This is a genomic window from Paenibacillus mesotrionivorans, from assembly GCF_046098205.1.
Taxonomy (GTDB): domain Bacteria; phylum Bacillota; class Bacilli; order Paenibacillales; family NBRC-103111; genus Paenibacillus_AR; species Paenibacillus_AR mesotrionivorans.
In genome coordinates, this window is sequence record NZ_JBJURJ010000008.1 from 317022 (window position 1) to 329944 (window position 12923).

The 12923-nt window shown below is 55.3% G+C and carries 5 protein-coding genes; all 5 read right to left on the bottom strand.

Annotation, left to right across the window (positions count from 1 at the left end; genetic code table 11):
* Nucleotides 1-389 precede the first annotated feature (389 nt).
* The 5 genes from ACI1P1_RS14595 to ACI1P1_RS14615 all read right to left on the bottom strand — a co-directional run bounded on the left by ACI1P1_RS14595 (nucleotide 390) and on the right by ACI1P1_RS14615 (nucleotide 12592).
* A complete protein-coding gene (locus ACI1P1_RS14595; protein WP_416217126.1) occupies nucleotides 390-6500 on the bottom strand; it encodes an S-layer homology domain-containing protein in 6111 nt (2036 codons plus the stop codon).
* Between the two features lie 389 nt (nucleotides 6501-6889).
* Nucleotides 6890-8677, bottom strand: a complete 1788-nt coding sequence (locus ACI1P1_RS14600) for a hypothetical protein (RefSeq protein ID WP_416217127.1) — start codon at nucleotides 8675-8677, stop codon at nucleotides 6890-6892.
* A 72-nt stretch (nucleotides 8678-8749) separates the two neighbouring features.
* Nucleotides 8750-10420, bottom strand: a complete 1671-nt coding sequence (locus ACI1P1_RS14605; RefSeq protein WP_416217128.1) for an extracellular solute-binding protein — start codon at nucleotides 10418-10420, stop codon at nucleotides 8750-8752.
* A gap of 308 nt (nucleotides 10421-10728) precedes the next feature.
* Nucleotides 10729-11604: a carbohydrate ABC transporter permease gene (locus ACI1P1_RS14610; RefSeq protein ID WP_416217129.1), complete on the bottom strand. Its 876-nt coding sequence runs from the start codon at nucleotides 11602-11604 to the stop codon at nucleotides 10729-10731.
* A 13-nt stretch (nucleotides 11605-11617) separates the two neighbouring features.
* Nucleotides 11618-12592 carry an ABC transporter permease gene (locus ACI1P1_RS14615; RefSeq protein ID WP_416217130.1) on the bottom strand — a complete coding sequence of 325 codons (975 nt, stop codon included), beginning with the start codon at nucleotides 12590-12592 and terminating at the stop codon, nucleotides 11618-11620.
* Nucleotides 12593-12923: the final 331 nt, after the last annotated feature.

The window sequence follows — 12923 nt, forward strand, 5'->3', positions numbered from 1 at the left end:
GCCCAGCGACCATCGTTGGAAGGGAAAATGCGGGTTCAAGTGTGGATTTTCTGAGAAAAATTCTAGGCGGCCCTCATTTCCCCATCGCATATAGCTCCAACGTTCCCACCAAACGGTGTGGAGCCGCATGGTATTGGTATTTTAGTAGATTCGATCCGAGCCCCGCCCTCTCCCACACCGTCGATCTATTCGATTCGCAACCCCAGTTACTTGTACCCTCAGCACCAATCCCCGCTCCTCCGATTTTTCCGGTCTTCCACTAGTCATTCCTCTTCTCACAACACCAAGAGGCTTGCGCAGCTGCAAGCCCCTTGGATTTTATGCTACTCCTTTGTTGTGTTCTGCTCCTTTGTTACGTGCTGCTCCTTTGCTACGTGCTGCTCAATTTCTTAATTCATAAACTCTACCGCTTGCAGCAGGCGTTTCACCACCACCGCTGCTTCTGCACGGGTAATGGCTGCTTCCGGAGCAAAGCTGCTCCCGTCCCGCCCGCTAAAAATCCCCGCTCCGCTCATCTGCGCTACGGCCTCCTTGGCCCAAGCGGAAATCTGCGCCTCGTCAATGTAGGCGGCTCGTTCCCGCTGCCCTGCGCCGGACATATGACTGCCTGCCGCAGCAACAGCCCTGGCCGCCATCACAGCCGCCTGCTCCCGGGTAATGTGCTCTGTCGGCCGGAATTCTCCGGTTTCGAAACCATCGGCAAGCCCTGCTTCCACAGCTGTAGAAACGGCCTCTGCGTACCAATCGGAAGCTGCCACATCAACAAAGGTTGTTTTTGAGTACGCGGCCGGGTCCAACCCAAGCCCACGAGTCAGCATCGCGGCAAATTCAGCGCGGGTGACAAGCCCATCGGGCGTGTATTGATCCTCCGCTGTTCCGCTTATCACCAGTTTGGAGGCCAGCAGCTCCACCTCCGGCTTGGCCCAATGTCCCTTCATATCGCTGAAGGTTTTGGACAGCTCCAGCACTGCATACAGACTGTTGCCCTTGCGCTTCAGCTCCGCTGCCGGCTTTCCGTCCTGTTGAGTAAATACCGCCGGTACAAAAGAAAGCTTGCCTGTAGCCGGATCAATACGAACTCCTGTGGCGGCAGCCGGATTTACATCCTGGGTAAGAGGCAGCCACCGGCTTACATACTCCTTCCAGGATGTCAATTCCAAATTCCGTCCGTTTATTACCATATCCACCTTGAACTCTACAGGAACACTGATGAGTTTGCCGCCTGTTTCCGCCGCTGCGGATTGAGCCATTTGATGAGTCTTAGATTGGGCTGAAACTAGTCCTATATGGACACGAAGCGTCCCATTTTCTCTCCCTGCCAGCAAAGCCAGTTGCTCCGCAGCTCCAGCCAACGGCAGCTCATAGGAACCGGAGCTGCTTCGGATGAACAGCGTCGACTTGCCGCCTTGGACGCCAGCCTTCTGTAAAGCAGCAGCCGGCAGCTCCAGCCTGATTGCACTGCTATCCGGCACTTCTACGATCAGACGGTCAACAGCCTCGGTGCTGCCGAGTTTTCCCAACGCTGCCTCCAGAATCGTGGAGGACAACGACAGCACTGTGACGGTTCCTCCTTCCGGCGTTTGTTCGATAGTCCCGTTCAAAGAAGCCGCATCCAGCACAATCCCTTCAGCGGTTACCGACACGGGGACTTGACCACTCCCGCCCCCTGTCTGCGGGTGATCTGTCCCGGCAGGCTCCTCAGAATCATCATCTCCAGGGCTGCCGGGGTTCCCGGGATTGCCCGGATTACCCGGAGTTGTCGCCGCTTTGGTGGTCACACTTCCCGTTAGGGCTTCACCCGCATTACCCTTTCGATCTACAGGAATAACGGCGTAGGTATACGTGGTCCCCGCCTTCAGGCCCGAGGCCAAATACTGATACACGGAGCCGGTGACCGTATCCAATACCTGTTCACCCAAACGGATACGGTACTCCGCCACTCCGCTTACATCCGCCGCAGCCGGCCATTCCAGCCTTACCGCCTCCTGCCCGATGCCGTCAGCCGGAAAATCCAGCTTGGCCCCCACGGGCCATTGCGGACCTGCTTGATCCACGGGAGGTTCGCCGGGACCCGCACCACCGCCGGGTTCCGCTGCCAGCACCGTCAGCAGATGCGAAGCCTTGCCCGCTCCGTACACTGCTGAGATAACCGTGGTGCCAGGCGAATGCGCCACCACCACACCATTTTCATAAACAGATGCCGTCACCGTATTGCTGCTGGTATACACCACACCTGAAGGAGCCGGCACAGCCTTACCGCTCCAATCTACACCCGTTGCCTGCACCAGTCCGTGCTCCCCTGCCTTAAGCGTTTCAGGACCACTCAGTACCAGCCCGGCCAACCGGTCTGCTCCAACAGCGCTTTCACCCAGCGTCAAACTGCCCGAGCGGGCAATCAGACCGAAGTAACCCGGACCGCGAAGCGCATTGGAGGCCGTATCCAGATAATTGAACACCTCCTGACCGTCCACTTTGAAGATCAGCCGGACACCATCCGCTTCCTCGATGCTTCCCAATTCCACATGCTTCTTCGTATTAAACGGCAGCATTGTATTGGGAATCGCATCCCCGGCGAGACTGGTGTGTCCCGCGATATTGCCGTAAATCACTGTCCGTGCCGTGCCGTTGTAACGCTGGAGCTCAATGCCTCCGGAACTGACCACCACCAGATAGTTGTCATCGTTGGAGTAGCTGGCGGTATCACTCTTTTTGCCGAACAGGAGAGCATACCAGCTTGTCGTTCCGTTAATCGTCAGATCGAAATCCAGCAGCTCGTTCTGGTATTGCCTTCCCCGGTAAATGCCGTGGCCGGTGTTGGGTGTGCTGATGGTAATAGAACCATCACCCGCGCTGACATTTTGATTCGTTGGATACACATACCAGTCATCGACACCGGAGATTTCCTCCTGCAGACCCGACACTGCCGTATCCCCGTAATTCCAGACCCGCACGTGGAAAATACCTGTTTTTTCCTCGCCCAGCCGTTCTCCCTTCACCGTCATGATCGTGGAACCCTCCCCATGCGCAGTCAAAACACCGTCCTCCGTTACGGAGGCGACTGCAGGATCGGATACGGCAAACACCGCATTGCCCAGCTCCACCGTATTGCCGAAGAAGGTTTTGCCCAAAACCTCAAGGGACTGGGTTGTACCGGAGCGCACCGCCAAAACATGGCCTGCCACATCCTTCAATTCCACCTCGGACAAGGTGTCCCCCACCGTCACCTCCGCTTCCAGTGTACGCAGCATGGATGCATTCAGGATATGGATGAGGACCGCTGTTTTGCCCACCGAAACCCCGCTGACCCGCCCGGAGGCGTCCACTGCTGCCACAGAAGGATTCATCGATTCATAATAGATCGTGCTGCTATCCAGGCTCTGGGGCATATCCTTGCCGTCCCTTGCCTCCACCACAACTTGCCCGCCTCCGCCAACCGGCAGATCCAGCCGCTCCGTCGACCAACGGCGCACCTCTCCACGGACTACACCCGCATAAGCGGACTCCAGCCCCGCCCTGGCCATAATGCTGCGCGCTTCCTCCGGCCACTGTCCGTCTGCTACCATTTGGTTGCCGGACTCATAAACATCAATGGCGTTATTAACAAAAACAGACTCCGTCATATAATTGTTCACCAGATCCAGGTTATGGATGCTGGCCTTGTAGGCCTGGGCCCATCGTTTGGAGCTATGCCAGGGTGGCGATTCGGAAAGATCGATGACGTTATTTTCATAGCGCCAGTACGTGGTGCCCTCATCCGCATACAGTGCTGCGCTGTCGTCCATCTGGTTGCGAATATAATTGCCCTTCACCAGGTTCTTGTTCTCCGCCGTTCCACCGGAAGCCCCCAGGCTGTAGATGGCTCCGCCGTCCCGCAGACCCTTGCCCATCAGATCGTAGATAAAATTGTTTTCAATCCTCACATTCCGCAGCACCGGGGTAAAAAGCTTATCCCAGCCATACCCGATATGCGTGCCGCTGTAAGGGATGTTGTAGATTTCATTGTGGCTGATATCCATATACTCGGGAAAACCCGCCGAAATAGCCGACGACGACTTATAGTCCACCCCGATATCGTGGATGAGATTGTTGACCACATCGTTGTTTTTCATGATCTTCCGGTGATCCGCCGGATTGTAGTTTTCCCGGTCAGAGCTGTTGGGCTCCCCCACACTGACGGCGTTGCCGGAGATGTCATAGAAGCGGTTGGCACGGATGAGGCTGTTCTGCACCGCCGTTTTCATCCGCACAGCGGTAATCCCCAGCCGGGAAAAATCATTGCCTTCAAAATTGACTGTATTGGCATAGCTCAAATCAATAGCCGCATCCGGCATATAATCCGGTGTTCCGGAGTAGCGCAAATAGTTATTTTGGGCATCGGAATGGCCGTATTCGCTGCTGGGCCGCATCCAGGTGGTGTAGCTGAAATGCAGATTGCGAAATTCCAGGTTGCGGACGGGGTTATCTGCCGACTCGCCACGGATGTCGAGCAGCTTTTCCAACACAGGTGCCACAATGGACGAGGTGCTCATATTTTCCCAAGCGCGCGGTTTGTAAAACAGCTTGCCCGCCTGTTCATCCAGATACCATTCACCCGGTTCATTCAACAGCTCCAAAGCATTTTCGTAGGTGACGGGAACGGTAGCGGAGGTTAATCCACGGTTACGGACCGTGTCCCAGGCCGGCTGGTCCAAGGTCAGCTGCGCTTTTCCTTCGGAGGTGAGTGAAACTGATGTAACACCTACGCGGGAATTGGTCCACAAATCGTTAAAAACCAATTCCAGATCATCAGGTTTGGCAAAAGCGGCAAGTTCCGGGTCATCGGAAGTATAACCCACATCTGTTTTGTCGGGGTTGGTCAATCCACCTGTGCTGGAAGCCCGGACAGCCCGGAAACCGTCAACAAACAGCTGGCGGGTCCGCAGACCGGCAGCATCGGCGGAATAAATGCCTTTTTCCGCATCGTACATCGACCAGCCGGTTACCTTCTTGCCGCCGCTTACCAGCGCCTCCTCCCCCGGATAGCTCCGGTAGGTGACAAAATACCCGTTTTCACCCGAGTCCTGCGGCGTAAAGGTCAACACCTCCGGCAGCACATAGGTGCCGCCCCGCAGCAGAACCTCAACATCCCCGGCCATGCCGTTTTTGAGAGCGCGTACCGCTTCCTGTGCCTTGGCAATGGTTTGGTAAGGAGCCGCCTCCGTACCCGGGTTGGTATCCGCCCCGCTCGGGGATACATACAGCCGGTGCGCCACATTGCGGGCCACTACCGTTACTTCCGTTTCCCCGCGCACCAATCCGTTGGGACTGGTAGCATACACCTTCACCTTGCCAGCGGAAACGCCCGTTAATTCGCCATAATGGTCAATGGTAGCAATTTGCGGGTCGGAGGTGCTCCATGTGATAAATTGGTCTGTGGTATGGGCAGGCAGGATAGCAGCCTGAAGCAGGACCCGTGAGCCAACAGGCACGCCGGCTGCCACCGTCCCGATATCAATGGAGCTGATCGGCTCCGCAAACACCCGTACCACAGTTGTTGCCGGCGGATTTCCGGCGAGCTCCTCGGGTGAGACGGAAATTACGGTTTCTCCTGGCGTAAGAGCCGTTACCACTCCGCTGTTCGTAACCGTCGCTACCTCGGGATGGCTGGAGGTCCACACGGCATTCCGGTTGGTGGCGTCAGCCGGATGGAAGACCAGCTCTAGCGGTTGGCTGGTGTTGGCGGCAATATCGTAGCTCTCCTTGGAGAAGGAAACGTTTTCCAATTTCTTGTAGGAGTAGACATGGAACTCGTCAAAATAGACAGTACCGATGCTGTCCTTGTAGAAGCCCATGGACATTTTGTCAAAGGTGCCCTTGGCCTTCAACGGCTCCCCGGACAGCTTTTGCACATCGTTAATGTAAAAATCATAAGTACCCGCTTCCGTATCCAACGCGATGCGAATGTTATACCAGGTGCCTGCCTGATAGTCCTCCAGCCCGGTCCAGGCGCTGGCGCCCGCTTTCATGTAGGAGATTTTCCCGCCGTTTAGGGCGAATTGAGCCAGATTGACGGTGCCCGCGTTGATGTAGGGCAGATAGATCACAGCATTAGTCTGCTCTGCCCGGAACTGGTAGGTCAGCACACTCTTGGGTGTGGCACCGGTGAAGGAGCGTGAAATGGTATAGGTGGCGCTGCGTTTGGCGGATTGGGCATATGCCAAAGCCCGCCCCGGATGACCGTCCACCTCCTGGACGGACACAGCAATCTCCGGATAGGAGGCGATGCTCCAGCCGGAGGGTTTGCCGCCGATGGCCGCAGCATCGAAGGTATCGGCCAGGACGTTGCCTGTTGCCGCCGACGCAGTTTGCAGCGAAAGGCCGGACATGGGTTTGAAGCCGGAAATTGAAGCAAAACCCGAAATTGGAGCAAAGCCGGTCAAGAGCATCAGCGCAGATAAGAAAGCGCATACAAACATGCGTAAAATGGAAGACTGCTTGACTGGTTTGGTGCTAGTAACCATAATTCACTCTCCTTTGAATATTTAAGCTTTACGCCCCACGGGGACACGTTGAACTCGGTTTTTCAAGAATAATGCGCCACTTTGGCCCATCCCTATTCCGCCCCCGGACCTTCTGAGGCGGTTTCTACTCGGTTTTTCGAGTATAATCCGCCACTTCGGCTCCCCTGAGGCACTTTATACTCGATTTTTCGAATATAATCCACCACTTCAGCCCCTCTGAGACACTTTATACTCGGTTTTTCGAGTATAATCCGCTACTTGGCCCCCCTGAGGCACTTTATACTCGGTTTTTCGAGTATAACCCGTCCCTCGAGCCTCCCCCCCCCCCGCCCCAGCAGAGACGCACCCAGCTTCCGGGCACGTCCTCCTGCCTCTTCACGCGGGGCGGCTTACGCGAAAATGTGGTACGGATCGGCGTACAGCTCCACAACCGGCTGGCCATCCAGCAAAAGTGTGCACCGTCTGGGCATAGCCCCCGCCATCTTCCGCGGCACCTCCGCCTCCGGTTCCGTCACATCGCGGATGGTATACCGGTTGAGATACGCTTCCAGCACCTCCACACCGTCTTCCCCGTCCACAGCTACCACTGCCCAGCCGGCCTCCAGTCTCCAGCTTTCCAGCCGGGCCGCTTCCGCCCGGGAGCTCAGCACCTGACGAAGCCTCAGGGTGTCCCCGTCCATCACCACAGCCACGGGCTGCTGCTTTCTCTCCGCATCCTCCTCAGCCAATCCCAGCAGAGCGGTTACTGCAACGGCGGCATGGGGATAACGCAGCACATGCCACATCCGACCTCCGGCTTCAGTCGCAATGGTCTCCAGCACCCCGTCGAAACGATGGACCACCCACTCATCCGCCAGCTCCTTCACCTGGTTGTTCACCCGGTTCATGCTCCGAAGCACCAGCGCCGCATTTTCCCGCTGAGAGGAAACCGTCTGTACGTCCGGATAAATGCTTTCTTTGAATAATGCCGGGCTGAGATATCCGCCATGGAAATCATGCGTAGGATGGGTGCGGATGGACTCCCCCTCGTCCACATACCAGCGCAGATACGACACCTGTTTGTCCTTTACGCTAAAGCTTACAGGAAAGGACTGCCACCCCAGACCCCAGGTAGGCCATTGATACGAGCCCGGAATCACCGGAAAACGGCTTAGGCTGCCCAAGCGGACATTCCCGCCGATCCAGCTGTAGGCGCGAGCATCGTCAAACACCCTCTCCTCCCGGACGCGCGGCAGTAACTGCTCCTCCTGTGCCCGGATCCCCGCCGCAAGCTCCGGCTCCAGCAGCAGCAAGGAAACCAGATCATTCAGGTTGAAGGTGTCACCGCTCATATCGGCAAAATCCCGTACTCCCGCTGCCGCCCACAGCAGGCTTTTGCGGATGGTTTCGCCCTTGAAGTTATAACTCCGGATGGCGGGCACAATCTCTTCCCCGGCATGAAACCGGAGAATCTCCTTCAGTTCCTCCATCCTGGCGGCTAGCCGTCCGGTCAGCTCCTCATCCCTGCCGCCAATGGCCCGCATGGCAATCCGAAGCGCATTCATCATAACGCTCTGGTATACCAGACTCAGGTTTTCCCCCCAGCCCCAGCCCCGCCGAGCGGTATAATCCTCCCACCGGCGGAAGAACTCCACACCCTCCCGGGCGTAGTGCTCCTCCCCCGACAGTACGGATGCAGCCAACAACATAGCCCCGTCGCTCATAATCTTATTGGGGTAATAAATTTCGGGATGGGCGCATTCGTGGCTGAACCAGACAGCGGCATGGCCCAGCATCCGGTCCATCAGCTCCACATGTTCTGCGGGAAAAACATCCGGAACGCATAACCGCACTGTCACCAGCGGCATCAGGATAAAAAACGCCGCGTTGGAGTCCTGGATTTCCGCCTCTTCCCGATACCAACGGAAGCCTCCGTAGTGGGGATGCGCCGGGTCGGTAATCTGCAGCGCCGCCACTGCCTGCAGAATCTCCAGCCCCTTTTCAGCCGGAAGCTGTCCGGTTAGCATTCCGAAGGTATAATATCCGGCTGAGTAACGCCCCTCATGGCAATAAGGCAAATGGGCAACCTGGCGCGTATGCCCAGGCCGGTCATACCGGACAAGCCCCTCTTCCAGCACGGCCTCGTGCAGAGCCGCCTCAAAGCTGCGCTCCAGAACTGCCTTTACTTCACTGTTCATCCTTGCTCCTCCTTACGTGCAGCAGAAAGGCGCACCCTGCGGTCCGCCCTTCTGGCTCATCATGCTGATGGTTTATTTCTTCTGGGCTGCTGCCATTTTGTAGATATCCGCCATCAGGATCGCGGTGCCCTTGTTTTCGTCGTACCACTTGGCGTAGAAATCATCCACCTTGGTACCGCCCGCTTTTTCCCAGGCTGCCTTGGAGTCAGTAATGAACTGGTCCACACTGTAGCTTTTGCCGCTGACAATGGTTTTGTTCGCTGCATCCAGAATGGTCTTGTTGGCATTGGTGTTGATGGTAACCAAGTCCTGAGGCAGGTTGGGCAGGTATGCCTTTTGGGTAATGCCCACCATCGGCGCTTTTTCATTGATGTACAGGGTTCTGGCCTGCTTCACCAGCTCACCCAGCTCCTTCTCGGTAGGAGTCGGATTCACCTTGTTGTCCAAACCGTAGCAAGGACCGACGATAGGCTGAAGCATGTTCATATCCCGGTTGTAGTCCCGCTCCTTCTTGTTCTTGTCAGCATCGATGACCTGGGCGCAGCCGTTGCTGGTAGGCGTATAGTGGACACCCTCCATGCCAAACTCGATGGTTTTGGTGAATTTCTCGGTGACCATAAAGTCGATTTGGCGCATAACCGCTTCCGGGTCCTTGGTAGCCGCGTTGACCATCCCCGTCATTTGGATGGGGTTGCTGGACAGAGGGCTGAACTGGCCGAATTCGGTTTTTGGCAGCGGGATGATGGCAATTTCAGCTGTAGGCACATTCTTTTTCAGGGTTTCGTAGATGGTAATATCCGCCCCGTTGCCGCCGTAAATCCCCAGCTTGCCGGTAATCCAGGCCTGCTTCTGCTTCTCGCCGTTTTTGTCGGTTACGAAGTCCTTATCAACAACGCCCGACTCGTACAGCTCCTTCTGGAAGCCGATGGCTGCTTTAATCCGGTCCCAATTGTGAACAACCTTGTCATTTTCCAGAATCCACGGAACCTGGTCTGTGCCGAACAGTGTGAATCCGGTTCCAAACATATGGTTAAGCACAATACCGGAAACGAAGCTCAATCCGATGCCTTGGGTATCCGCCTTGCTGTTGCCGTCCGGGTCCTGGGTGGTGAAGGCCTTGGCTACTTCAAGCAGCTCCGCCGGGGTGGTGGGGGTCTTCAGATTCAGCTTCTTCAACCAGTCGCTGCGGATAAAAAGGTAATGCTGCGGGTTTACATCCATCGGGCGGCCTACGGTGTAAAGTTTGCCGTCAGCCATGGTGCCTGCCTTTTTCAGGGCCGGATATTTCTCCAGCACCGCTTTGTATTCCTTGCTGCTTTTGTTGATCAGGTCATCCAGGGGCAAAAGCTGCTTCTGGTTGTAAAGCTGACCTTGATAAGCGGTATCGTATTCAAAGATCAGGTCCGGCGCGGAGCCAGAGGCAAATAGCACGTTAAACTTCTGCAGGGATTCGAAACGGGGAACGGTTACATACTTCACATCGTTAGGGCCGTTTTCGTTGACCCACTTGGTCCAGCGGTTATTATCCATGGTGCCTTCTTCGGCAGGGACTGTGCCCCGGTCGTACAGGGAAATGCTGATGGAGCCGCGTTTAGCCGGAGCCGTGCTGGATGTCCCACTGCTGGCGTTGGGGCTGGTATCGGATGCACCCTTATTGTCATCACCGCAAGCGGCGGCAGTTAATGCTAACGTAACGGCAGCGGCAGTAACGGCGGTGGTTTTCAACCATGTCTTTTTACTCATAATCTGTAATGACCTCCCTTAATGTCCTCATTATTGTAGTACAGTAAGGCTTGTTTTGCTCGTTTTCTAATTCCTCTTTCTTTACTCCGCAGAGTCTGGCGGATGAAAATGTTTGACAAATATTCGGGAGGAATGACTGGGAGGATATGGTGTGACTTGAGGGCGAGTTTTTTTGTCAGCTTTGAAACCTTGGAAAATCAATTATAATCAAAGCTGGCAAAATTGTCTGAGCATCCAAGTCACCCATATCCGGGAAGGAATGGATCTCCATGAATATATATTTGTCTTTTTTTCCTCCGAACAGACTTCTACCCCTTGATGGCCCCAATCATCACCCCCTTAACAAAGTAACGTTGCAGAAGCGGATACACAATCAGCATGGGAATCACCATAATCATAATGCCCGCCGCCTTGATGCCCTCCGGTGTAATATTGCTGACCTCCTCCTGATTCATCATGTTGAGCTCCTGAAGCACCGATTGGCTTTTGATCATCTGCTGGATCAGCACTGTCATATTGTACTTGTCGGCGCTGTTCATATAGATCAGCACGTTGAAGAAGGCATTCCAGTAATGCACTCCATAGAACAGAGCGATGGTGGCGATCATCGGCACAGACAGCGGCAGCATAATCCGCAGCAGCACTCTCCACTCTCCCGCACCGTCCATCCGGGCGGCCTCCACCAGTTCGTCGGGTATACTTTCGAAAAAGGAGCGCATGATCAGCATGTTGTACGTGCTCACCAGGGCAGGCAGCCACAAGGCGCCATAGGAATCCACCAGGCCCAGCTGCTTGATCACTAGATAGGTGGGGATCAGACCGCCGTTGAACAGCATGGTGAACACAATCACCAGCGTCAGATAACGACGCCCGTAGAACCAGCTCCGGGACAGGGGATACGCCGCGAACACGGTGAAGATCATGCTCAGGACCACACCCACCACCGTAATTTTCACATTGTTAAAAAAAGCATTCACAATCGGCGTGCCGTCGAACAGCAGCTTATAGGATTCCGTAGTAACATCCACCGGCCAGAAGGTGACGAAGCCGGAGAGCACCGCATCCTTGCCGCTCAGCGAGACGGAGGCCAGATTGAGAAGCGGCAGCAGGCAGATGAGGCCGGCCAAGGATAAGAGGAAGTAGTTGACGCCATAAAAGACTTTTTCTCCCGTTGTGTATTTCATTGTAAGCCTCCGTCTACCATAGGGATTTGTTAAAGCGCTTGGCAATGGCGTTGGTCAGGATCACCAGGCTGAAAGCAACCAGGGATTCGAACAAACCCAGCGCAGTGGTCAAGCTGAATTGGCCGCCCTGCAGGCCGATTTGGTAAATGTAGGTGCTGATGACCTCAGATATATTGGAGACGATGGGGTTCTGCAGCACGTAGATCTGATCGAAGCCCACCTCCATAACACGGCCCATGGCCAGGATCAGCATGATCACAATGGTGGGGCTGATGCCCGGCAGGGTCACATGCCACATCTGCTTGAACTTGCCTGCGCCGTCCATACCGGCGGCTTCATACAGGCTGGGATCGATGGTGGTCAGGGCTGCGAGATAGATGATGGCGTTGAAGCCCGTATCCTTCCAGATGCCCGAACCCAGAAACAGGGAGATCCACGACCATTCCTTAAACAGAAAGGCGAAGGGTTCCGCTCCCGTCAGCCTTCCCATCACGCTGTTGACGACACCGCTTTGGGCGAACAGGGTAATGACGATACCGCCGACAATAACCCAGGAGAAGAAGTAGGGCAGGTACACCAGGGTTTGCACAATTTTCTTGAACCACATCTTTCTGACTTCATTCAGCATTATGGCCAGAGCGATGGGGAAGGGGAAGCTGATGAACACGGATAACAAGCTCAGCATTAAGGTGTTGCGGATAATCTGGACAGATTGGGCCTGAGTGAACAAATTGCGGAAGTTCTCCAGACCGACCCAGGGACTGCCGAAAATCCCGTCATGGAAATTGTAGTTCTTGAAGGCGATGACCAGCCCCGCCATGGGGGTGTACTTGAAAATCAGATAAAATGCCACAACGGGCACAAACATCGTCCACAACGGAACGTTAAGCGCAAACCGCTGGGTTCTCCAAAATGGAACCTTTCTGGCGGGAGCCGTTGCGGCGCTGACAGCCTGATTTCCGGTTGCGTCTAATGAGTTTGGCTTCATGCCGGACCTCCTCTGGTGGATTGAATTGCTGCATGCCCCAACCTTACCCGCCCTGTCCCCAAGCGGCAATATTCAATATTCCGGTTAATCCGGAGTGAGCTTACCGGGCCGTTGCCCGATTCCGGTTAAGCGAATTCCCCCGTAATTACGGCTGGTCTGCCGCTTCTGCCCGAAGACAGCAAAAAGCCGCCAGTTCTGCGTCCTGACGGCATTTTGGGGATACACAATTTTCTTGTTAATGGGGGGCTAGCTAAGATGAACGTAAACAAAGGGCAGCCCTCCAAATTGCTACTGTCGTAGGTTAAAATGGAAAGTGACCACCACCCATTTC